The sequence below is a fragment of the Streptomyces sp. NPDC029296 genome (assembly GCF_055569255.1).
This window is the reverse complement of sequence record NZ_JBVHXT010000055.1, coordinates 34,393-56,276: the sequence shown is the minus strand read 5'-3', so window position 1 is coordinate 56,276 and position 21,884 is coordinate 34,393. Positions and strand designations below refer to the sequence as shown.

Sequence of the window (21,884 nt, the reverse complement as noted above, 5' to 3'; positions counted from 1 at the left end):
GGAGGGTGAGGCCAGTTCTGGCCTCCTGTCCCCTTCTCCCCCCCCCCCCTCGTCCTCTCCCTTTGTCTCTTTTCTTCTCCTCTTTTCCCCCCCCCCCACGACCGGTAGAGGAGGAGGTGTCCGGTTCCCGGAGCGAGCGGATCGCCGCCCGCTCCGGGAACCGGGACGCCGGCCGGCCCCGACAGGACCCGTGCGCCGTCCCGGCAGGGCCGGGTGGTGCGGCCCGGGTCAGCTCACGTTCACGTCCACGCAGGCGTAGAAGGCGTTGGACGTGTCGGCGATGTTCCACACGGCCAGTACCTTCTGCTTACCGGTCAGACTGCCGAAGTTCACCTGGTGGGTGACGGTCTCGCCCGGCCGGGCGCCACCGTCGTTGAACTCCGCGATCTTCCGGCCACCCGCGTAGTACTGCCAGGTGCTGGTGGCGTGGCGTGCCGTCAGCCGCCAGTTGAAGCTGGTCGTCCGGCTGACCGGGGTGACCTTCCAGCCCTTGCTGTCGTTGTCGAGCTCGGCGAAGGCGGCGTTCCCTCCGCTGCAGCTCATCAGGCCCTTGGGGCCCTCCACGCTCTGCGGCTCGTACTTGATGGAACCGCAGGAGACCACGCCGGCCGCGCACTGGGCCTGCCGGCTGGGCGGCGAGGATATGTAGCCGTGCGCGCTGGCGCTGCCGGCGGGCAGGCTCACGGCCAGGATCGGGGCGATCCCCGCGCCGATCGCGACGGCCAGCATCTTCTTGCTCTTCATGACCACTCCTGTGTGGGGGTTCGTGCCCGCCGACCCGAAGGCATAGCGGGCATGAGCATGTCAAGCAGAGATCACACGGTCGTGAGGGCGACCATGTGCAGTGACGGAAGCGTACCCTGCTTGGTCTAGACCAAACCAGTACTTGGGTACGACTGTTGTGCCCGACCGCCTCCCACTGGGAGCCACGCGGAAGCGCCCGCCCCGAGCGCGTCGTCACCGGGGCGGCGGATACACCAGGTGCCCGTCGCGGACCTGCGCGTGCTCGTTCAGCACGGCCGGTTTCGACGTCGTGGGGGACATGATGTGCACCACCTCCGCGCCGGCGACGATGAGGGCGTCGGTGATGAGCCGGCGGTGACAGCGCCAGGGCACCGCCTCGCTGCACATGATCACCGGCCGTTCCCGCTCGGCCAGTCGCAGGAGTTCCTCCAGACCCGCCGCGAACTCCTCGCCGGCCATGTAGTCGGCGTAGTCGCGAAAGGCCTTGACCCGCCACGCGCCGTTCTCGCTCGGCACGCCCTTGGGGGTGTGCCGACGGCCACCGAGGCGGCGGATCCAGCGGTATCCGATGCCGGACGGCAGGGACTCCTCGATCGCGGCCCGGTTCCACTGCGGGTACTTCCGGGACGACGGGAACGAGCGGACGTCGACCAGGCAGGTGATGTCATGGGCCCGCAGCATCCCCACCACCTCGTCGAAGTCGCGCGTCGAATGTCCGACGGTACAGATGCGGTTGGTCATCCGGGCCGCACACCTTCGTCAGCGCTCCTCTGCATCTGACACACGTACCCCATCGACCGGCGCGGCGCCGATCGGCACGGGCAGCGGCTGGGCCACTTGGCGGGGTGCGGACGGCCGGAGCCGCCCTGCCGGCGACGTCTTCGGCGGGATCGCACGGGGTGGCGCCGGGCCCAGGCGGACACGGCCACGCTTGGGCTTGGCCCGGGTCACTCGGCGGACCGGCTGCTGAGGAGGGTTCGGTACGTGCTCGCGGTGCCGTCCGCCCCCTCCTCGCCGACCGGGCGGCCCTCGGCCTCGACCCAGGCGTGGGCGGCGAAGGGGCTCGTGCGCACCCCGACGCACCAGTCGGGCCGCTGCCCGTGCAGCCGGGCCAGCAGCATGACCGCCAGCGAACGGCGCAGACAGCCCCGCTGTCCGCGGCAGGAAGGGCTGACGGCGACAACGGCGGCCCGGTAGGCGCGTACCGAGGCGTGGTCCGCGGCACGAGCCCCGCGCCCGAGGAAGCGCAGAATCCGCAGGATCCCGGCGGGCGAGCAGCGGGCCATCGGCGCGGCGAGGCACACCGCGGCGTACGCCGGAAGGCGCAGCCGACGGCGGGGGAGCGGCAGGCGGGCGAGCGCCTGGTCGGTGGCGGTCACGACGTCACCAGTCCCGCGTCGTGCAGTCGGCCGATCAGTCCGGCTACGTCCCGGTGCACCCTCTCCCGGGCCGCGCCCGTACGCTCCGCGAGTTCGCTCACCACGTCCGGCAACCGTTCACCGGCCAGGAGACGCGAGAGCACTTCCGAGCCGGTGGCGTTGAGCTGATAGAACTTCCCGTCCCGTTCGTGGAGCAGGACCGTGCCGTCGTCGGTGTCCAGCGCCGACACGGATAGAGCGAGACGCATGCTGTCCCTCCTGTTGCCCTTGTCGCTCGTGCCGTCACGTCCGTCGTCAGCCATCGGTCCCCTTCAGCCATCGATCTCCCTTCGCCGGGTGCCGCTCTCCACACCCTCACCGGTCGCCGGCCTGCCGGCCAGGGCGCGCAACCACACCTCACCGCCGAGCGTGAGGGTGACGGCCGCGACGGGGAGCCGCGGCGGGAGCGGCCCGGACAGGGTTGCGCGCAGCGTTCCCGCGTCGATCAGGCCGAGCGCCCCGAGGGCCGAGCCCTCACACAGCTCCAGCAGTTGGCGGCGGTGGCGGCGCAGTCCGGCGTGCGCGTCCCGCGACGTCTCGTCCTTTGTCCGGCGCGTAAGCAGCTCCGGTGGCAGGACGCCGGTCATCGCCTCCTTGAGCAGGGGCTTGTACTCCCAGGGCGAGAAGCGTTCACCGGACCGGACGCGCAGGCAGGCGTCGACGACGGTGTCGTCGAGGAACGGGACGTGGCAGCGGACACCCTCCGCCTCGAAGACCCGTCCGTACAGGCGGCTGTTGCGGGCTCCCGCCCGTACCCGTTCCACGGCGAGATGCCGCCCGCGGCCGTCCGCCTGCGGTCCGACCCGGGGCAGCCTGTCCTCGATCAGCCCGCACACCAGCTCGGCGGCCCTGTCGGTGGCCCACGGAGGCAGCCTGAGCGGATAGCCCCAAGAGGTGGGCGGCCCGGCATAGTCGATCTGCGCGCGGAGGGCCTGCCGTTGACGGGCCAGCCAGTGGGCGTACCGCCCGGGTCCTCCGGTGATCAGCCCGAGTGCCTGCCGCGGGTGCCAGCGGTGGTGTGCCCGGTACGCGCTCAAGTGCCGCATCGCGAGCGTCGGTTCACGGCGGACGAGGTCGTGGAGGTACCCGTGGCCGGGCGCGAGGAGTTCGTCGCCGCCAAGGCCCGCCAAGTGCGCGCACGCGCCCCGGCCGGCCAGACGCCGTGCGACTTCGCGCAGCCGGGCCTGGGTGCGCGCTTCGGGGAAGGGCTCGTCGGGCGGTGCCCAGGCATCGGACAGTTCCGCGTAACACGGGGCGAGATCGCCGGACGCGTCGAGTGCGAGGTGCGTGGCATCCGGCATCAGGGAGCGGACGCGCGCTGCCCAGCGCATGTCCTCGTCGCCGATCCCGGTGACGGACACGGTGGTGAGCCGTGCGCCCGTGCGATGGGCGAGGAGGGAGAGGCTGGTGGAGTCCAGCCCGCCGGAGAGGTCCGCGGTGAGTGGTCCGAGCGCCGCGCGCGCCTCGACGGACCGCCGGAGTTCGGTGCGCAGGAGCTCGGCCCCTTCGCGCAGGGAGAGTTCCTCCGCCGGGGGAGTCCACCATCGCTCTTCCACGGCTCGGCCGTCCGGTGTGAGCGTCAGGAGGTGGCCGGGCGGAACGGCGTGCACGCCCCGCCAGACCGTCGTGTCCGCCAGGGCCTGCGGCAGGCTGGGCAGGAGCAGCCGGGCGGCGAGGGCGGCGGGCTCGACGCGTGCCCCGGTGAGGCGGGCGAGGACGTCCGCACGGTCCCCGGCCACCGTGACCCCGCCGAGGGACACGGTGAACACCTGCCGTACGCCGTGCGCTCCGCCCCGCAGGGACGTGCGCCCGTCGCCCTGGCTGACGGCGACGTGGAACGAGCCGGGCAGGACGGCGCGCAACAGCTCGGCGGGCCTCGCCGACGCGGTACGGATGCCGGCGTCCTGGAAGACCCCGAGGACCACGACCCGCGCGTGCCCTGTGTCGAGGACGCGCAGTTCATCCGCCCGCCAGGCACCGATCAGCCAGGCCCGCCCCGACGGGTGGGCCACTTCTTCGCAGGCGCGGGCGCGCAGGTCCGCCGCGATCCGTTCGCCCGCCGGGCAGTCGGGGAGCGCGACGAACCAGCTCGCTTCCGCGGGGGGCATGCCCTGGGCATGCGCCACAGCGGCTCAGCCGTTGAATCCGAAGGCCAACGGCTCCACGGCGATCGACCCCGTCCCCATGGTCAGCTCGGCGAAGTCACCCAGCTCGATGAAGGTCGGGGGGATGTAGACCGCCGTCCCGGCGTCCTCGGCGTGTCCCGCGGGCACGGTCCCGAGATGCGGAAGGTTGCGTTCGCTGTCGTTCATGGAGATCTCCCCACGGTGAGCGGCCTGTTTGCAACACACGGAGATGCCTGCGCAGGCACTGCACGGAGATGCCTGCGCAGTCGATGTATTGCCGTCAGCACCGTCAGGCATTACTCAAACCACCCGTGGAGGGGGCACTGGAGGCCAGTAGGCAATCCAGCGGTGCGCCCGCGCACAGCCGGCTCACCCCGTTCGCCTCCTCCCCGCCGGAGGAGGCACCGCACCGGCTCGTCCAAGCCGTCGAGGCCGGGTCAGGGCCTGGGCGCCGTGCCGGCCGCGGTGTCGTTCGCGGTCTCCAGGGCGGTGACGAGACGGTCCATCGCGGGCAGGGCCTGAGCGAGCGAGAGCCGGTCGGCGGCCGGCAGCTCGTCGACGACCCGGGTGAGTGCCGCGGTACTAGCCCGGTCGTAGCGGTCCAGCAGTTCGAGCGCCTCCCGGGAAGCGGTGAGGACCACGCTGCGCTGGTCGTGCGCCGGCCGGACACGCTCCACCAGCCGCGCGGCGGACATGGCGCGGACGAGGTTGCTCACCGTGGAGGGAGCCATCCGCAGCCGGGCGGCCACCGAGCCGGGGGAGAGTCCCTCGGGAGACGTGGACAGGGTCCGCAGCAGCTCGATCTGCGCTTCCGGCAGATCGGGGAGCCCCTCGGCGTTCCGGGTGGCGCGCAGCACGGCGCGTCGCAGGGGGCCCAGCAGTCCGCTCAACCCCGCGGCCGCCCTCGCCGCGTCCGTCACCTCCCGCGGCCCGTCCCCGCCGCTCCGGTCCGTCGCGCTTCGTGTGCTGTGTGTGCCTGGCATGCCTCCATTGTGAACCAGACCATAAAGTTTTGTAGCAAACATATTTTGTGGCAAACTTGCGGTGAGGAGGGGTACGGAAGGGCCGGCCCGGGCCGACGAACGGCGCACCGGCGCGTCCGCCTCTGGCACCACAGCAAGGAGCAACACTCATGACCATCGCTCACGAGGCCCCGACCACCGTCGAGAACCCCGTACCGCCGCAGGACCTGGCCGAGATCACCGGACACCGGTTCATCTACACCTACGCCAACGGCTGGCAGTACGAGATGTACGTGAAGAACGCCACGACCATCGACTACCGCATACACAGCGGCATGGTCGGCGGCCGCTGGGTCAAGGACCAGGAAGTCGACCTGGTGCGGCTCGCCGACGACCTCTACAAGGTCTCCTGGACCGAACCGACCGGTACCTGCGTCGTCGTCAACGTGCTCCCCCGCCGGCGCGTCCTGCACGGCACCATCTTCTTCCCGCAGTGGATCGAGCAGGACGGAAGCAGGACGGTGCTCTACCAGAACGACCATCTCGACGAGATGCGCGCCTACCGGGACGCCGGCCCCACCTACCCGATCTACGTGGTCCCGGAGTTCGCCCGCATCACCCTGTTCGAGCACGTCGGCGAGGATGACGAGACCGTCGTCGCGGTCGGCCCGAACGAGCTGCCCGAGGGGTTCGCCGACCGAACCAACTGACGGCGGCGACTCCGGTGCGGTCTGGAGGCCTTGATATCCCCCCGGTCCGACCGCACGGCAAGCACCGGCCCCGCTGAGCCAGGAGGCGCAGGGTTCCACTGCTGCTTCTGCGGGGCCGGTGCACCACACACGTACCCTGGGGCACGCCCGATACGCCCGATGAGTCCCGGCCGCCGGGCAGGGCACGCCCTCGCGCACGAAGCGGGGCCCGGCCGTCACCGGCCGGGCCCCGATCTTCGCTATGACCCGTGCTCCTCATGCGGAGTGCGGGCGCCTACCAGCGGTACCAGCGCCCCTTGCGGCCCGTACCGTCCGCGGACCGGACGACGAAGCCCAGGAGCCACAGGACCAGTACGATCACCGCGATCCACCACAGAGCCTTCAACGCGAAGCCCGCGCCGAAGAGGATCAGAGCGAGCAGAAGAACCAGAAGCAGGGGAACCATTGCTATCAACCTCCTGGCCACCGGATGCCCTTAGGTCGCCCCTACATGCACACAAAATGCGAGTTACTTTCACGGGTTGAGGGGAATCCGCACCCACCGCCCGGTTCCCGTTCCCGGCCGTCCGACGCATCACAGTGACACCTTGTCGATCATTCGGTGCGTGCCCGCGATCGAGGGTTTGCCTGCGCCGTGCCGGGTCATGCGCCAGCCAGGACCACCTACCGAGACGGAGGAGGGTTGGCAGTATGACCGCCAGCGAAAAGGCGCGGGCCAAGGCCGAGCAGGCCGTCGGCAAGGCCGCCCAAGCGGCCGGACGAGCCACCGGCAACGCCAAGCTGATCGCCAAGGGCCGCGCGGCCGAGGCCCTCGGCAAGTCCCGCGAGACCAAGGAGTCGCTGAAGGAAACCGGTCCCCGCTGACCGGCTTACGGCACATCCGGCACTGGGGGGGGGGGGGGGGGGGGGGGGGGGGGGGGGGGGGGGGGGGGTGGGTGTGGGGGGGGGGGGGGGGGGGGGGGGGGGGGGGGGGAGGGGGGGGGGAGGGGGGTGGGGGGGGGGGGGGGTGGGGGGTGGGGGGGGGGGTGGGCCCTCCCCCCCCCCCCCCCCCCCCCCCCCCCCCCCCCCCCCCCCCCCCCCAACACCCCCCCCCCCCCCCCCCCCCCCCCCCCCCCCCCCCCCCCCCCCGACGCCCCCCCCCCCCCCCCCCCCCCCCCCCCCGCGGTGTTCTTGCCGGGGGTGGCAGCGGCAGGGGGACACGAACGGCGCCAGGCCCCGACCGCTGTCACGGACGAACCGTCAGTCCTTCTTCAGTTCCTGGGCGAGCATCACGAGGATGCCGCTGGGACCGCGGAGATACGTGAGCTTGTAGACGTCCTCATAGGTCGCCACGCCGCGCAGCGGGTGGCATCCGTGGGTCGCGGCTGTCGCGAGCGCCGCGTCGATGTCGTCGACCGAGAAGGCGACGCGGTGCATGCCGATCTCGTGGGGACGAGTGGGCGTCGACTCGATCGCTTCGGGATGGATGTACTCGAAGAGCTCGAGGCGCCCGTGGCCGTCCGGCGTCTGGAGCATCGCGATGCGGGCGTGATTGCCGTCAAGGCCGACGGCGGTGTCGGTCCACTCACCACTGACCGTGTCCCGGCCGACCACCGTGAGGCCGAGGCCGGTGAAGAAGGAGATCGCTGCTTCGAGATCACGAACGGCGATGCCGACGTTCTCGAGTTTGATGGCCATGCGGCGCATGGTACCGAGCCGCGTGTTCATCGGAGCCTTCGGACCACCTCGCGTCGGTTCCTCCGTCTCCCGTGTCTGGCACGAGGTTTGAGGGGCATCCGGATGGCAGGAAGGAGGACCGCCGGATGACGGCTTCCCGTAGGCACATGCCCGGCTGGGCGAAGGCGGTGACCGCCTTGGTGCTGGTACTCGCGCTGCTGTTCGCCGGGATCGCACTGGCCGTGCTCCCGGGCATCAAGGGCCTGTTCGGCACGGAGACGCACGACCGCTCGGGCCCCGCTCTCCTCAAGTCCATCAAGGACATGAGCCGTTACGAGGCGGCCTCGGGCAACTTCCAGGTCGTCGTCGACTTGGAGAAGGACACCAAGTTCCTCCCGGACGCCCTGCGCGGTACCCGCACCCTGTACGTCGGCGCCGGCACGGTGGACGCGTACGTGGACCTCGGCAAGCTGGGCGACAAGGACGTGACGGTGAACAAGGAACGTACGTCGGCCACGCTGCGGCTGCCGCACGCGCGACTGGGCGGGGCCGCCCTGGACGCGGAACACTCCTACGCCGTCTCCAAGCAGCGCGGACTGCTCGACCGTCTGGGCGACCTGTTCTCGGACAACCCCAACAGCGAACACGCCGTACAGAAGCTCGCCGTGTCCCACATCCGCGGGGCGGCCGAAGGCAGCGGTCTGATCGCACGGGCCGAGACCAACACCACGGACATGCTGGAGGGTCTGCTGCACTCCCTCGGATTCAAGGATGTGCACGTCTCCTACGGGTACTGACACCTCCGGCGCTCCGCCGGTTCGACGGACAACCGCCTCACCACTCAAGGTCGTTGACGACTGGAGGACCGAATGGCCCGCATCGCCTTGTCCTCACGCGCAGCCTCTCCCGGCCGCGCGTCCCGAACGAGTCGCCTTGCCCGGTTCGGCCTCCACGGCCGGAACGGGACAGAGGCACGGTCCCGCGAGGACGCCGAGAGGAACCCGGTGACGCAGGCGGCCGGGAGCGGCGGTCTCCTCGCGAGGGCGCGGGCGCGCTGGAGCGGCGGCCCTTCCCGGAGCACGGGGACGGGCAGGACGGGCGACGTCCGCGCGGCCGGGCCCGAGGAGCAGACGAAGCCCGGACCCGCTCGCCGTCGGCATGTGCTCCCGCTGCCGGTGCGGATACTGGCGATGCTCTGCGCCTTCGTCTTCATGGTGGCCTTCGCCGCGGTGCTGGCCAAGATCACCCTGGAGCCGTCCCCGGCCTCCGTCTCCCTGACGCACAGCAACCTGCACCCCGGTCGCTCCCTCAAGGCCTATCTGGACCAGCCCGAGCTGCGGGACGCCGTCAAGCAGGTCGGCGGCAACATCCTGCTGGGCGTGCCGTTCGGGGTCCTGCTGCCGGTGCTCGCCCCGGGAGCCCGGGGGTTCTGGCGGGTGCTGCTGCTGACCGCGATCGTGATGCTGCTGGTGGAGACGGCCCAGGGCGCCCTGGTCACGGGCCGGGTCTTCGACGTGGACGACGTCATCCTCAACACGTCCGGCGCGATGGCCGGCTACCTGTTGCTGGGCCGCAGGCTCGGGCGGGTGCACGACCGCCGAAAGAACGCGTGACGCGGGCGGCAGGGCGAGGCCGACGCGCTCGGGGAGGAAGCGGGCCGGTTCCGGCGGTGGGGAACGGCGGCTGTCCATGAGCCGCGAGGCGAGGGGCAGGGCCGTGGTGTCCGGGGCCGAGTGCGTCGCGCAGGGCGGGGCGGCAGGCGATGACCTCGTCGACACCGACGATCCGGAGGGTGCGCGGAACGGGTGCGGCCGGTGCGGCCAGGCGGAGCCGGCCGCCGGCCCCGGCGGCGGCCTGGTGGGCGGCGATGAGGATGTCGATGCCGGTGGAGTCCATGAAGTTGAAGGTGACCTGCCGCATGTCGATCACGGAGCGGGACCGGCCGGTGCGGGCGGTGCCCAGGGTGTGGCGGAGCGTGTCGCCGGTGTGACGGTCGATCTCGCCGGTCAGCGTGATGACGCGGATGCCCCCGGTGGCGGTGGTTACGGCGGGCAGCCCGCCGGCGGCGGTGCCTGCCCCGCCGGCGCCGTCTGCGCACCTCGTGGATCGGCCATGCGGGGGATACCGGCACACGAAGACCTTGGCCCGCACCGCAGCCCGTGCGGTGCCGACGACGCCCCCGTGCCCGGAGAGCCGGCGTCGGGGACGGGGCGTGTCTCGTGCGGGCGGGGGTATGCGCGGGGGGTGAACGGGGTGATGAAGGCGGCTGCGATGGATCCAGTGCCGGTGGGCGAGGACGGTACCGCGCCGGACGAACGGGCCTTGCAGGCCACTCTGGCCCTGGACGGTGACGGCTCCGTCATCGCCCGGGCCCGGCACGTGGCCGCGGACTTCCTGACCCGCGTGCAGAGGGACCACGGTCTGCCGGTCTCGCAGCGTGCGCTGGAGCTGACCCGGCTGGTGGTCAGCGAGCTGGTCACCAACGCCCGCAAGTACGCGCCCGGCCCGGTCCTGCTGGATCTGCGGATCGTGGGCGACGCGGTGGAGGTGGTGGTGTGGGACTCCGATCCGGTCCTGCCGGTCGCCCGGGCCACGGACGCGGGGCGGGTGGGACAGCACGGGCTGGAGATCGTCATGGCCGTCGCCCAGGGCTTCGAGGTGCAGCGGGAGCCCGTCGGCAAACGCGTCACCGTCCGCGTCGCCCTGCTCGACGACCCCGGGGGGTCGCTCGCCGGACGCCATCCCTGGTAGACGTGCGGGAAGCCGAAAGCGCCGGGACCGTCGCACGGGCCCCTCGGTCACACCGTGTGGCCCCTCCTCCGCCGACCTCCCGGTCCGTCGCGGGAACGTCGGGCGTCTGTGCTGTGCGGGTGGCGGGTACACGTGCAGTGCCTGGAGACGGGTTACCCACCTGAGCGGCCAGAAGGAGTGTCGGAAGTGGCGCATCATGCTGCGGGGCCGGTGATCGTCCGTGCGCATGCCCGGTGAGGGGGCGGACCGTGACTGAGAGCAGCGCGGTGTCGCTGGTGCGGTTGATGCAGGCCAGCCACACCGCCACGCTCGAACGGCTGCCGGGGATGATCGCCGAGCACGCCACCGCGGCGGGAATGCACGACGTGGCGGTCTTCGTGGTGGACGTCCGTGAGACGGTCCTGCGCCGGCTCACCGGCCAGGGGACGGCCGCCGGCGAGGGGGGAGAGGAGTTCACCGTCTCGGGCAGTCTGCCCGGTCAGGCGTATCAGCGTGTGGAACTGCTCTCCGAATCCGAACGGGCCGGGCCGGGCGACCGTCCGGGCGGCCGGAGGTGGTGGGTGGCCGTCACCGACGGCGTCGAACGCCTGGGCGTGCTGCGGGCCGACACCCGTACCGACGACGAACCCATCCGGCAGGCCCTGCGCGACCTGGCGTCCATGACGGCCCTGCTGCTGCTCAGCAAGCGCTCCTTCAGCGACTCCTACGCGCGTCTCGTGCGCACCGAGCCGATGAACGTGGCCGCGGAGATGCAGTGGAACCTCACCCCGCCGCCCGCCTACGCCGGACACGACGTCACCGTGGGCGCGGTGATGGAACCCGCCTATCAGGTCGGCGGAGACGTCTTCGACTACGCCGTGGCCGGCAGCACCCTCCACCTGGGTGTCTTCGACGCCATGGGCCACGACACCACCGCCGGCATCACCGCCAACGTCGCCGTGGCCGCGTGCCGCAACGCCCGCCGCCAGGGTGCTTCCCTGAGCGAGACCAGCGAGCAGGTGGAACAGACCCTGATCGAACAGTTCAGCACCGGCCGCTACGTCACCGGCATCCTGGCCGACCTGGACATGGAAAGCGGCCGGCTGACGTGGATCAACCGCGGCCACCACCTGCCGATCCTGATCCGCGGTAACCGCTGGGCCACCGAACTGGCCTGCCCCCCGGCCGGCCCCATGGGCGCCGGCCTCGGCCTGCCGGTCACCATGGCGACCGAACAACTCCAGCCCGAAGACCGCCTGCTGCTCTACACCGACGGCATCGTCGAGGCCCGGGACGCCCGGGGAAGGGAGTTCGGCCGGGACCGGTTCGTCGACTTCGTCCTGCGGCACCACTCCGGCCGGCACACCCTGCACGAGACCTTGCGCCGGCTGATGGCCGCCGTAGTGGAACACCACGACGGCAAGCTCGACGACGACGCCACCGTCCTGCTCACCGAGTGGCGCGGCGGACACCAGCGGGAACTGATCCCCTGAACCGCCATCCGCGCGGGGAGCGGGGCAAGGAACCCTCCACGGCGGGAGGGACGCAGACCCGGGGATCCGGGCCCGGCCCGGCAGCGGTCGGCCTGGCGGCCGGTTCACTCGGGCGGTGTCGATCCGCGCCCGGCGCCGCGCGGCCGTTCCCGTCGGCCGCGGGCCTGAGCGCCCCCGCACGCGCCGCCGCACGGCGATCCGGAGCCGTCTCGCCGTTTCAGCTCCGACGCCTGTGCAACTCGGGCGTGGTCCCCGCCGGCCGGCGCCCTGGTGCAGGCCGCGCTCGCGATCACCGAAGACACACCCGACGAGGAGGGCAAGAATGGACCACTCCCGTGTCCCTGTGCTGGAGGCGCTGCAGGAGTTCCGGCGTCGTGGCGACGTGGTGTACGGGCCTCCCGGCCACAAGCAGGGTCGGGGAGCCGATCCGCGAGTCCTCGACATCGTGGGGGAGGGGGTCTTCGCCTCGGACGTGCTGTCCCTCAACGGGCTCGACGACCGCCGCGAGTCACAGGGGGTGCTCACCCAGGCGGAAGAGCTGATGGCCGACGCCGTCGGTGCCGAACGGACTTTCTTCTCCACCTGTGGCAGCTCGCTGTCGGTCAAGACGGCCATGCTGGCCGTGGCCGGCCCGGGCGAGAAAATCCTCATCTCGCGCAATGCCCACAAGTCCGTGATCGCCGGTGTCATCGTCAACGGCGTGCGACCGGTGTGGGTGCACCCGAAATTCGACACCGAGCGGCACCTGGCCCACCCGCCGGAGCCCGACGACGTGCGCCGGGCCCTGCGGGAGCACCCCGATGCCAAGGGCATGCTGCTGATCACCCCGACGGACTGGGGCTCGTGCGCCGACATCCGCGGTACCGCCGGCGTCTGCCACGACCACGGCATCCCCCTGATCGTCGACGAGGCGTGGGGAGCCCATCTGCCCTTCCACCCCGACCTGCCGGCCTGGGGCATGAACGCCGACGCGGACCTCGTCGTCACCAGCGTCCACAAGATGGGCGGAGCCATCGAGCAGAGTTCCGTCTTCCACCTCCAGGGCGACCGGGTCTCACCCGAGGTACTGAAACAGCGCGAGGACCTGCTCGGCACCACCAGCTCCTCCTCGTTGGTGTACGCCACCCTCGACGGATGGCGCCGCCACATGGTCCAGCACGGACACGACCTGCTGGACGCGGCGCTGCACCGCACGGCCCGCATCCGAAAGGCCGTCACCGGCATGCCCGGTCTGCGCCTGATGGGACCGGAGGTCGTGGACCAGGGGCTGACGGCCGAGCTGGACCTGCTGAAGATCACCATCGACGTACGGGAACTCGGCATCAGCGGCATGCAGGCCGCCGAATGGCTGCGCGCACACTGCCACGTCGACATCGGCTCCTCCGACACGTGCCGGATCAACGCCCAGGTCACCCACGCCGACGACGACCGGACCGAGAACCTCCTCATCGACTCCCTGCACCGCCTCGTCGAGCACGCCGACACCATCGAGAACCGGCCGCCGGTCCGCCTGCCCGAGCCCCGCGCGCTGCAACTGGAACAGGCCATGCTCCCGCGCGACGCCTTCTTCGCGAGCGCCGAGCACGTCCCGGCCCGGCAGGCCGTGGGACGCGTCGCGGCGGAGACGATCAGCCCCTACCCGCCCGGCGTTCCCGTCGTAGCCCCGGGCGAGGTGATCACCCGGGAAGTCGTCGACTACCTCACCAGCGGTGTGGCCGCCGGCATGCTCATCCCCGACGCCGCCGACCCCGGTGCCGAAACACTGCGGGTGACGGCGCGATAGGCGCGGTTCGCGGACGAGTGACTCCGAGGGGGAACGGTCAGGCCCTCAACTCCCGTACGACTCACCGCTGTTCCCTTGCGCGCACACAACCTCATCGCTGACCAGCCCGCACGACAGCCGGTCCGACACCTCCCCGTGAGCGCCGCGACGGCGGCCGCACCCGGTCGACGGCGGGCCGGCGCGGGCTCCTTCGCGGGGGTGGGCATCCCGGACGGGCTCTCCGGGAATGCGGGGTGGTGGACTGGGAGGTGCCTGTGGTGGGCGGTGAGGGCTTGGGCCTGGACGAGGTGCTGCGGGCGGCGGAGGACGCCGCGCCGGTGGAGTCGGTCGACGTGGTGGCGCGGAACCTGGAAAAGCGCTTCTCGGCGAGCGAGGTGTCCTTCTGGCTCGTGGACGTGGTCGGGCAGGAAGTCGTCCGGCTGCCCAGAGCCGGTACGGCCGCGCAGACACGTGGTGAGACGGAGAGACGCGGGCTGACGGGAAGCGTCTACGACCGGGTGCTGTGTTCCCAGCGGCTGCACCAGGAGCCGGACGAGGAGGGCGGCTGCCGGCTGGTGGCCCCGGTGACCAACCGCGGCGACTGCATCGGCGTCCTGGAGCTGGTCGTACCCGAGGCGGACGAGGCGGTGCGGGACGCGGTGACGCAGGCCGCGCACGCGCTCGCGTACATCGTGGTGACCGACCGCCGCTTCACCGACCTCTACCACTGGGGACGGCGCACGACGACGATGAGTCTGGCCGCGGAGATCCAGCACCAGCTGCTGCCCTCCGCGTCCTGCTGCGAGGCCGCGCAGTTCACCCTGGCCGGCGGTCTGGTCCCGGCCGACGACATCGGCGGCGACACCTACGACTACGCCCTCGACCAGGACGCCCTCTACCTCTCGATCACCGACGCCATGGGCCACGACACGGCCTCCGCGCTGCTGGCCACGCTGACCGTGAACGCCCTGCGCAGAGCCCGCCGGGACGGGGGCGGCGTCCTCGACCAGGCGTACGCCGCCCACCAGGCGATCGCCAGGCACGGCCACGGCATGACCACCGGGCAGCTGCTGCGCGTCCAGCTCGAAACCGGTGCCTGCGAGCTGGTCAACGCAGGCCACCCCTGGCCGCTGCGACTGCGCGGCACGGGCGTGGAAGAGCTGACCATCAAGGTGAACATGCCGTTCGGGGTGCCGGCCCCGGTCACCTATCAGGTGCAACGGCTTCGTCTGGAGCCCGGCGACCGCCTGATCCTGATCACCGACGGCATGCGCGAACGTGCCGCCGCCGCGGTGGACTTCCCCACGCTCCTCCGGGCCACCCGCGAGGCACACCCCCGTGAAGTGGTCCGGGCCCTGACCTCGGCGGTGCACGACGCCTGCGGCGGATCCCTGCCCGACGACGCCACCACGATGGTCCTGGACTGGCACGGCAGCCGTACCGGACAGCGCTACACCCACGGTGGCTCCAACACCCCCGGCCCCGGCCGACCGGTCGGCCTCGGCTCGTAGACGCTTCGCCGACGCGCGCGTCGCGGCACCTTCCGCATCGACCGGGCTCACAGCGCCCTACCGCCCGCCTGGCGGTCTTGCTTCAGATGCCGGGCGAGGAACCGGGCCGCGGCGTCCCCCGCGAACCGCGGGACGCCGGTGTGTCCTCCCATGGTGGCGTGCAGGGTCTTCTCCTGGCTGCCGAAGGCGTCGAACAGGTCCAGGGCCGCCTGCCGGTCGTTGCCTTCGTCGTCCCACTGCAGCAGGACGTGCAGCGGAAGGGTGACCTGCCGGGCCTCCTCGAACATGGTGCGGGGCACGAAACTCCCGGCGAACAGGACGGCGGCCGAGACGCGGGACTCGACCACCGCCAGCCGGATCCCGATGGAGATCACTCCCCCCGAGTAGCCGACCGGGCCGCCGATCTCGGGCAGCGACAGAAGGGCGTCCAGGGCGGCCTGCCATTCCGGTACCGCCTTGCCGACCAGCGGGAGGACGAGCCGGTCCACGATCTCGTCGTCGACCGGCTCGCCGGCCCCCAGTGCCCGGCGCAGGTCGGCGCGGGCCTGCTCGGCGGCGGCCCAACGGGGCCGGTCGCCGCTTCCGGGCAGCTCGATGGTGGCCGCGGCGAAGCCGTCCGCCGCGGAGTGCCGGGCCCGGGCCACCAGCCGGGGGTACATCGCGCGCAGTCCGCCGGGGTGGCCGAGCAGGACCAGCGGCGCCGGCGCGGACGCGGACGCGCACGCGGGCGTCCACAGGGTGCCGGGGATCTCGCCGAGGGTGAAGTCGCGCTCGAGGACGCCGTCGTCGAGGCGCTGTTCGGAAGTGAAGTGCACGGTCGTGCCTTTCGGGAGGGCGCTGGAACGGCGCTCCCGGACGACCTATCGCCCGACCGTGACCCCGGAGGGGAGCACCCATGTCGATACTGCGTTCACGGGTACCACCTCCTCGTTCTCTCGCACGGCCCCCGGAGGTTAGCAATGCTCGCCGTGGTCCGCCAACGGGTTTCCGCGAAGGCCCCCCGGCCGGCACCGCCTCGACCACGAGCGGTGCCCGGAGCCGGTCAGCCCGGGGCGATACGGCTGAGGCGCTCCCAGGACCGGTACAGATCCGTCCGGGCCCGGTTCATCTCCAGAACGTGATCGAAGGACCGGCTGCCGACGATCAGCCGTCGGGGCGGGTCCGGCAGTGCGGACAACTCCATGACGACCGGAGCGGCGGTGCCCGGCTCCGGGGCGACGGCGTCGCCCCACAACGCCTCCATCCGCGTGCGCAGGGGCTGGTACCGCGCCTGGGGCTCGGTGGCCGTGGTGCCGGTGGTGAACAGGCCGGTGTCGTAGCCGCCCATCTGCACGACGGTGACCTTGATGCCGAAGTCCTCGACCTCCATCGCCAGTGCCTCGCTGACCGAGTCCAGCGCGGCCTTGCCCGCGCCGTAGAAGCCGACGGTGGCCATGCCGCCGCCGCTGCCCATCGAGGTGATCTGGAGGAGCCGCCCCCCGCCCTGGGCGCGCAAGTGGGGAAGGACCGCCTGCGTCACCCACACGGCGCCGAAGAAGTTGACGTCGAAATGCGCCCGGATCTGCTCTTCGGCGGCCTCCTCCACCATGCCGTAGAGCATTCCGCCGGCGTTGTTCACGACGACGTCCAGCCTGCCGAACGCGGCAGCCGCCTGCTCCACCCCGTCGAACACGGCCCGGCGGTCGGAGACGTCCAGCGCGAGCGGGACCAGGCGGCCGGGGTACGTGCCGGTCAGTTCCTCCAGTGGCCCGACGTCGCGGGCAGCGGCGACCACGCGGTCGCCGGCAGCCAGGGCGGCCTCGGTGAAAGCCCTGCCCAGGCCGCGGGACGCGCCGGTGATGAGCCAGACCCTTGCTTCCACCATGATGCCTCACTCTCGGTAAACGAGACGGCCCGTGCCGTTTCGCTGGTGAGCCTAGGGCAGGGATGCCGACTAAGCAATACGGACCGTCTCGTTTACTTTCTGGAGTAGGGTGACCGCATGTCCAGCGAAAAGGGGCCGGACCACTCCCGGCGCAAGGAACGATCCCGGCAGGCGATCCTCGCGGCCGCCCGCGCCCTGGTCGCGGAGGAGGCGTACGACAAGGTCACCATCGAAGCCATCGCCGCCCGGGCCGGCGTCGGCAAGCAGACGATCTATCGGCGGTGGCCATCGAAGAGCGCGGTCGTCTTCGCCGCCCTTCTGGCGCTGAGCGAGGGCGCGGACGGGCAGCCGGTCGTGCTGCCGGACACGGGCGACCTGGAGGCCGATCTCAAGCTCGTCCTGCGTGCCACGGTCGAGGAGTTCGCCGATCCGGCTTTCGACAGGCTGATACGGGCCCTCCACACCGAGATCGCCAGGGATGACGCGCTGGCGGCCGAGTACCGGGAGAAGGTGGCCCAGCCGCTGGACGAGGCGAAGAAGGCGCGCCTGCGCAGCGCTCAGGAGGCCGGCCAGCTCGATGCCGACGCCGACCTCGACCTGGCCCTCGAAGCGCTCTACGCCCCCCTCTTCCAGCGGTGGCTGCACCGCGGCGGTCCGCTGACCGCCGCGTACGCCGACTCACTCGTCGACGCCACCCTCAGAGCATTCGGCCCCCGCACCCGGAGCGGATCGACGCCGCCCGAGTGACCGCAGCGCCGTGCGCGCGGCAGGTGTTGTCCCGCCGTTGTATGGGCTGTCGGCCGCCGCGGCGCCTGCCATGATCGTCGTCATGGGCATACGCATCGCGCCGGCCGGGGTGGCCGACTTCCACCAAGTCCTGACCGATCACCCCCGTTACTGGGGAGAACGCGACCTGCGGGCGCTGCACCTTCTGGCAATGGTGCAGGAGTTCGGCTCGACCTGCCTGGTCGCCCGGGCCGAGGACGGCATCCGTGGGTACGTCTTCGGGTTCGTCACCCCCGACGGAACCGGGTACGCGCACCTGATCGCCACGCGGGACGACGCCCGCGGCACGGGGCTCGGGCGTCGTCTGTACGCGGCGTTCGCCGAGGCGGCGGAACGTCATGGCGCACGGCGGCTGAAGGCGATCACCTCGACCGGGAACACCGGCTCGATCGCCTTCCATCGCAGCCTTGGCTTCGACACGGAGATCGTCGCCGACTACAACGGCCCCGGCCGGACCATGGCCGTCTTCCGCCGGGACCTGCCGCTCCGTGTCCCGAAGCCCTGACAAGCCGTCACCGACACGTATCGGTGTCGTTCACCGCCGCACCAGTCGGTGGTCGTGCAGTGCGACGGCGGCGGGCGCCGCGGTGAAGACGGAGGAGTACGTGCCGACGGCGAGCCCGATGAGCAGGGCCAGGGCGAAGTCGGTGAGCGAAGGTCCGCCGAATACGGCGAGGGCGGTCAGGATGAAGGCGGCGCCCATGCCCGTGTTCACGGTGCGGGGCAGGGTCTGCAGGACGGCCTCGTTGGCGATGCCGCCCAGTGGTGCCCCGGGCGTGCGCCGGGCCAGTTCCCGGACACGGTCGAAGAGGACCACCGAGTCGTTGACCGAATAGCCGATGACCGTGAGCAGGGCGGCCAGGAACACCCCGTCGACGGGTTTGCCGAGCCACGCGAAGACTCCGACGAGGACCACCACGTCGTGGGCGAGGGCCGCGACCGCGGCGGTGCCGAACAGCCAGCGGAAGCGCCACGCGAGGTAGCAGAGCTGCGCTCCGAGGGCCACGGCGAGCGCGAGCACGGCATCCCGGCGCAGTTCCTCGCCCAGGCTGGGGCCGATCAGTTCGTCGCGCAGCTTGTCCGCCCCGCCGGCGAGGCCGCGCACGGTGCCGGTGACCGTGCCCTCTTCCGCGTCGGTCAGCACCTCGGTGCGCACCGTCAGTCCACTCTCGCCGGAGGACTGCACGACGGCGCGGGGAAAGCCGGCGTCGGCGAGGGCGGCACGGGCCCGGCCGGGGTCGACGGGGGCGCTGGTGGCGTACTCGATGAGGCGGCCGCCCGTGAACTCCACGCCGAGGTCGAGGCCGCGGACCACGATGCCCGAACCGGCCAGCACGAGCCCGGCGACCGCCGCGGCAAGCCAGCGGCCGGGGTGGCGCATCAGCTGTGGGCCGCGGCGGGTGAGCCGTTCGCGGACGGCACCCGTGGTCGCGAGGCCGGTGACGCGCGGACGACGGCGGACCGGGGCGCGGTTCGCCGCGTACTCGGCGAGCACACGGGTGACCACCAAGGCGCTGAACATGGAGGCGAGCACGCCGATGCCGAGGGTGATGCCGAAACCCCGCACGGGCCCGGACGCGAGGAAGAACAGCAGACCGGCCGCGATCAACGTGGTGACGTTCGAGTCGGCGATCGCGCCGAAGGCGTTGCGGAAACCGGCCGCCAGCGCCGAGCGGGGGCTGGGCCGGCGGCCGGCCGCGTACTCCTCCCGGGCCCTTTCGAAGACCAGCACGTTGGCGTCCACCGCCATGCCGATCGCCAGGACGAATCCGGCGAGCCCCGGCAGGGTCACGGTGGCCCCGAGCGCGGCCAGGGCCGCGTAGGAGACCAGGCCGTAGCAGACCAGTGCCACGGTGGCCAGCACGCCCATCAACCGGTAGACGACGATGACGAACAGCCCGGTCAGGGCCGTTCCCAGGGCCGCGGCCCAGGCACTTGCCGTGATGGCCCGCGCGCCCAGGGCCGGGCCCACGGTGCGCTGCTCCACCGTCTCGACGGGCACGGGCAACGCGCCGCCGTTGACGAGCAGGGCCAGCTCGCGGGCTTCCTCCGGGCTGAAGGAGCCCGTGATCCGTGTGGCTCCGTCGCGTATTCCCGACGCGCAGGCCACGGACGGATCGACCTGCGGGGAGGAGATGACCTTGCCGTCGAGGACGATGGCCACACGCCGGGCCGGATCGCCCGCCGGGTGGCAGGCGGCCTCGCCCGTGAGCCGCGCCCAGCCGTCGCGGCCGGCGCCCGCGAAGTCGACGGTGACGTGCCAGCCGGCGCCGCCCTGCTGGTCGAACCGGGCGGCGGCCTCCTTGACGTGACCACCGGTCAGCGCCGCGGAGGCCAGGCGCAACCGTGTCCCCGACTCGTCCGGCAGAACCCGTTCCCCCGGCCGTTCCGGCAGCGGACGCGGGGTCTTCTCGCCTGGCCGGGCGGCGCCGAGCACCGGGTGGAAGGTGAGCTGGGCGGTGCGGCCCAGCACCTCGGCGGCCTTCCGCGGGTCCTGCACGCCGGGCAGTTCCACGATGACGCGGTTCTCGCCGGAACGGACGAGGGTCGGTTCGGCGACGCCCAGCGCGTCGATGCGGCCGCGCAGCACCTCCAGGGTGCGGTCGGTCGCCTCACGATCGGCGTGCGCGGTGGCGGTGGAGCGGGTCTCGAGCACGATCTGAGTGCCGCCGCGCAGGTCGAGGCCGAGGCGGAGCGGCACGGTGGCGGCGATGTACACGGACAGGGCGATCACGGCGAGGGCGAGCAGCGCCCTCACCCGGGCGGAGCGGGTCACGGGAAGCCTCCGGCAGACGCACCACGGCCACGGAAGGGTGCGGCCGGTGGTGGCTAGGGGGATGGGATGGTGTGTGGTTCGCCGGAGGGCGCGGGCGGTGACCGCCCGCGGTCAGGGGGTGGGGGAGAAGCGGCGGCGGGGAGACGTCCGGTCGTCGGCGGGAGCCACGCCGGGCCGGGCGGGACGATCACCGTGGCGTCGAGGCAGGCGGTGAGGTCGCCGCGGGGGGCGACGTGCTCGGTGTGCGCGGTGCGGACGGCCGCGGGGCCGGCGCAGGCGGTGTCGCACCGGTCGTCGGCGAGCGGTGCGGCCTCGCGATGACCGTCGGCCGCCACCACCCGGGCGGTGGCCGGCCCGCCCGGCGCGGCATCGGGGGCGACGGCACCGAGCGCGGACGGCAGCACCGACAGGACGGCCCACAGGAGGAGCGCGGTCACCACGATCACCGTGGTGACCGCGGTGGCGAGGGCGCGGGCCGCGAGGCAGGGGACGGCGCCCATGCCGGAGGCGGCGTCCATGCCGTCGGTGCCGCGGGCTCCGGGGGCGGTTCGAGCCGCGTGGAGCATGTGCCGCCCCCCCTTCCGTGCTGGTCACTCGCTGTGGGACGGCAGACCGCGGCCCCGGTCTCGGACGGGCGGTCAGGGCTCGATCAGGCCGACGCGGATGGCGTAGCGGGTGAGTTCGAGGCGGTCGCGCAGGCCCAGCTTCTGCAGGAGGTTCGCGCGGTGCCGCTGGACGGTCTTGACGCTGATGAAGAGCAGGTCGGCGATCTCCTTGGAGGAATGCCCCTCGGCGACCAGCTTGAGGACCTCCTCCTCACGGCGGGTGAGGATCTGGTCGGTGGTCTCCTCGCCGTGGCGGACGCGGGCGAGGTAGTTGCGGATCAGCGCGGTGACCGCGCCCGGATAGAGGAAGGGCTCGTTGCGCATCGCGGCCCGGCAGGCGGCGACCAGGTCTTGGTCGGCGACGGACTTCAGGACGTACCCGCAGGCCCCGGCCTTGAGGGCCTGGAAGAAGTACTGCTCGTTGTCGTGCATGGTGAGCATCAGGATGCGCAGGCCCGGTCGGAGCGCGGCCAGTTCGCGGGCGGCCTGCAGACCGGTCAGCCGCGGCATGGCGATGTCGAGCACGGCGAGGTCGATGTCATGGGTACGGGCCATTTCGACGGCCTCGGCGCCGTCACCTGCCTCGGCGACCACTTCGAGGTCCGGCTCCTGGTCGAGGATGAGCCGCACCCCGCGGCGGACCAGGCGGTGGTCGTCGGCGAGCAGGATACGGATCGCCGCTGTGCCGGTGCCGGTTCCGGCGCTCCTGGCGGTGTCGGTACGCGTGGCGGTGTCGGACAT

25 protein-coding genes are annotated in these 21,884 nt (G+C 72.2%); 10 read left to right on the top strand and 15 right to left on the bottom strand.

Annotated features, from left to right (window positions below; translation table 11 throughout):
- Positions 1-228: 228 nt before the first annotated feature.
- The 7 genes from ACZ4W9_RS35750 to ACZ4W9_RS35720 all read right to left on the bottom strand — a co-directional run bounded on the left by ACZ4W9_RS35750 (position 229) and on the right by ACZ4W9_RS35720 (position 5,271).
- On the bottom strand, positions 229-744 hold the full coding sequence (locus ACZ4W9_RS35750) for a lytic polysaccharide monooxygenase auxiliary activity family 9 protein (RefSeq protein ID WP_467942823.1): 516 nt from the start codon (positions 742-744) through the stop codon (positions 229-231).
- A 213-nt stretch (positions 745-957) separates the two neighbouring features.
- The gene (locus tag ACZ4W9_RS35745) at positions 958-1,485 is read right to left on the bottom strand and encodes a DUF488 domain-containing protein (protein WP_467942821.1); all 528 of its coding nucleotides are present in this window, start codon (positions 1,483-1,485) and stop codon (positions 958-960) included.
- 206 nt (positions 1,486-1,691) lie between these two features.
- Entirely contained in the window at positions 1,692-2,123 is a 432-nt protein-coding gene (locus tag ACZ4W9_RS35740; RefSeq protein WP_467942819.1) for a lasso peptide biosynthesis B2 protein, read from the bottom strand.
- Positions 2,120-2,425, bottom strand: a complete 306-nt coding sequence (locus ACZ4W9_RS35735) for a lasso peptide biosynthesis PqqD family chaperone (RefSeq protein ID WP_467942817.1) — start codon at positions 2,423-2,425, stop codon at positions 2,120-2,122. The genes ACZ4W9_RS35740 and ACZ4W9_RS35735 overlap by 4 nt, the downstream gene beginning before the upstream one ends.
- A 9-nt stretch (positions 2,426-2,434) precedes the next feature.
- The gene (locus ACZ4W9_RS35730) at positions 2,435-4,270 is read right to left on the bottom strand and encodes an asparagine synthase-related protein (RefSeq protein WP_467942815.1); all 1,836 of its coding nucleotides are present in this window, start codon (positions 4,268-4,270) and stop codon (positions 2,435-2,437) included.
- Positions 4,271-4,294: 24 nt separating this feature from the next.
- On the bottom strand, positions 4,295-4,474 hold the full coding sequence (locus ACZ4W9_RS35725) for a lasso RiPP family leader peptide-containing protein (RefSeq protein ID WP_467942813.1): 180 nt from the start codon (positions 4,472-4,474) through the stop codon (positions 4,295-4,297).
- Between the two features lie 251 nt (positions 4,475-4,725).
- Complete coding sequence (locus ACZ4W9_RS35720; RefSeq protein WP_467942810.1) at positions 4,726-5,271, bottom strand: MarR family winged helix-turn-helix transcriptional regulator; 546 nt, start codon at positions 5,269-5,271, stop codon at positions 4,726-4,728.
- Between the two features lie 149 nt (positions 5,272-5,420).
- Between ACZ4W9_RS35720 and ACZ4W9_RS35715 the strand changes: the two genes are divergently transcribed.
- Positions 5,421-5,960, top strand: a complete 540-nt coding sequence (locus ACZ4W9_RS35715) for a phenolic acid decarboxylase (RefSeq protein ID WP_467942808.1) — start codon at positions 5,421-5,423, stop codon at positions 5,958-5,960.
- Between the two features lie 274 nt (positions 5,961-6,234).
- Here the strand turns inward: ACZ4W9_RS35715 and ACZ4W9_RS35710 are convergent, their stop codons facing one another.
- The gene (locus tag ACZ4W9_RS35710; protein WP_268691654.1) at positions 6,235-6,405 is read right to left on the bottom strand and encodes a DUF5670 family protein; all 171 of its coding nucleotides are present in this window, start codon (positions 6,403-6,405) and stop codon (positions 6,235-6,237) included.
- Positions 6,406-6,650: 245 nt separating this feature from the next.
- Between ACZ4W9_RS35710 and ACZ4W9_RS35705 the strand changes: the two genes are divergently transcribed.
- The gene (locus tag ACZ4W9_RS35705; protein WP_467942805.1) at positions 6,651-6,824 is read left to right on the top strand and encodes a CsbD family protein; all 174 of its coding nucleotides are present in this window, start codon (positions 6,651-6,653) and stop codon (positions 6,822-6,824) included.
- A gap of 375 nt (positions 6,825-7,199) precedes the next feature.
- On the opposite strand, the gene ACZ4W9_RS35700 is transcribed toward ACZ4W9_RS35705, so the two are convergent.
- A complete protein-coding gene (locus ACZ4W9_RS35700; RefSeq protein ID WP_467942803.1) occupies positions 7,200-7,637 on the bottom strand; it encodes a VOC family protein in 438 nt (145 codons plus the stop codon).
- Between the two features lie 125 nt (positions 7,638-7,762).
- On the opposite strand from ACZ4W9_RS35700, the gene ACZ4W9_RS35695 reads away from it, so the two are divergent.
- Both ACZ4W9_RS35695 and ACZ4W9_RS35690 read left to right on the top strand, forming a co-directional pair.
- The gene (locus tag ACZ4W9_RS35695; protein WP_467942801.1) at positions 7,763-8,413 is read left to right on the top strand and encodes a DUF4230 domain-containing protein; all 651 of its coding nucleotides are present in this window, start codon (positions 7,763-7,765) and stop codon (positions 8,411-8,413) included.
- Positions 8,414-8,620: 207 nt separating this feature from the next.
- Positions 8,621-9,229 (top strand): VanZ family protein, encoded by a 609-nt coding sequence (locus tag ACZ4W9_RS35690; RefSeq protein ID WP_467942799.1) that lies wholly within the window; start codon positions 8,621-8,623, stop codon positions 9,227-9,229.
- Here the strand turns inward: ACZ4W9_RS35690 and ACZ4W9_RS35685 are convergent.
- Complete coding sequence (locus ACZ4W9_RS35685; protein ID WP_467942797.1) at positions 9,147-9,749, bottom strand: STAS domain-containing protein; 603 nt, start codon at positions 9,747-9,749, stop codon at positions 9,147-9,149. The two genes, ACZ4W9_RS35690 and ACZ4W9_RS35685, sit on opposite strands and share 83 nt — an antisense overlap.
- 138 nt (positions 9,750-9,887) lie before the next feature.
- On the opposite strand from ACZ4W9_RS35685, the gene ACZ4W9_RS35680 reads away from it, so the two are divergent.
- The 4 genes from ACZ4W9_RS35680 (at position 9,888) to ACZ4W9_RS35665 (ending at position 15,112) form a co-directional block, all read left to right on the top strand.
- A complete protein-coding gene (locus ACZ4W9_RS35680; protein ID WP_467942793.1) occupies positions 9,888-10,367 on the top strand; it encodes an ATP-binding protein in 480 nt (159 codons plus the stop codon).
- Positions 10,368-10,651: 284 nt separating this feature from the next.
- Positions 10,652-11,839 (top strand): PP2C family protein-serine/threonine phosphatase, encoded by a 1,188-nt coding sequence (locus ACZ4W9_RS35675; RefSeq protein ID WP_467942832.1) that lies wholly within the window; start codon positions 10,652-10,654, stop codon positions 11,837-11,839.
- Between the two features lie 322 nt (positions 11,840-12,161).
- The gene (locus ACZ4W9_RS35670; RefSeq protein WP_467942788.1) at positions 12,162-13,622 is read left to right on the top strand and encodes an aminotransferase class I/II-fold pyridoxal phosphate-dependent enzyme; all 1,461 of its coding nucleotides are present in this window, start codon (positions 12,162-12,164) and stop codon (positions 13,620-13,622) included.
- Between the two features lie 257 nt (positions 13,623-13,879).
- Positions 13,880-15,112: a PP2C family protein-serine/threonine phosphatase gene (locus tag ACZ4W9_RS35665; RefSeq protein ID WP_467942830.1), complete on the top strand. Its 1,233-nt coding sequence runs from the start codon at positions 13,880-13,882 to the stop codon at positions 15,110-15,112.
- 47 nt (positions 15,113-15,159) lie between these two features.
- Here ACZ4W9_RS35665 and ACZ4W9_RS35660 read toward each other — a convergent pair whose 3' ends face one another.
- Complete coding sequence (locus ACZ4W9_RS35660; RefSeq protein ID WP_467942786.1) at positions 15,160-15,927, bottom strand: dienelactone hydrolase family protein; 768 nt, start codon at positions 15,925-15,927, stop codon at positions 15,160-15,162.
- A 227-nt stretch (positions 15,928-16,154) separates the two neighbouring features.
- A complete protein-coding gene (locus tag ACZ4W9_RS35655) occupies positions 16,155-16,976 on the bottom strand; it encodes an SDR family NAD(P)-dependent oxidoreductase (protein ID WP_467942784.1) in 822 nt (273 codons plus the stop codon).
- 117 nt (positions 16,977-17,093) lie between these two features.
- Here ACZ4W9_RS35655 and ACZ4W9_RS35650 point away from each other — a divergent pair, with 117 nt between their 5' ends.
- The gene (locus tag ACZ4W9_RS35650) at positions 17,094-17,723 is read left to right on the top strand and encodes a TetR/AcrR family transcriptional regulator (RefSeq protein ID WP_467942781.1); all 630 of its coding nucleotides are present in this window, start codon (positions 17,094-17,096) and stop codon (positions 17,721-17,723) included.
- 70 nt (positions 17,724-17,793) lie between these two features.
- Positions 17,794-18,267: a GNAT family N-acetyltransferase gene (locus tag ACZ4W9_RS35645; protein WP_467942779.1), complete on the top strand. Its 474-nt coding sequence runs from the start codon at positions 17,794-17,796 to the stop codon at positions 18,265-18,267.
- 30 nt (positions 18,268-18,297) lie between these two features.
- Here ACZ4W9_RS35645 and secD read toward each other — a convergent pair whose 3' ends face one another.
- From secD to ACZ4W9_RS35630, 3 genes are all read right to left on the bottom strand, one after another.
- Positions 18,298-20,538: a protein translocase subunit SecD gene (gene secD, locus ACZ4W9_RS35640; protein ID WP_467942777.1), complete on the bottom strand. Its 2,241-nt coding sequence runs from the start codon at positions 20,536-20,538 to the stop codon at positions 18,298-18,300.
- A gap of 53 nt (positions 20,539-20,591) precedes the next feature.
- The gene (locus tag ACZ4W9_RS35635) at positions 20,592-21,104 is read right to left on the bottom strand and encodes a hypothetical protein (protein WP_467942775.1); all 513 of its coding nucleotides are present in this window, start codon (positions 21,102-21,104) and stop codon (positions 20,592-20,594) included.
- A 72-nt stretch (positions 21,105-21,176) separates the two neighbouring features.
- Positions 21,177-21,884, bottom strand: a complete 708-nt coding sequence (locus ACZ4W9_RS35630; protein ID WP_467942773.1) for a response regulator — start codon at positions 21,882-21,884, stop codon at positions 21,177-21,179.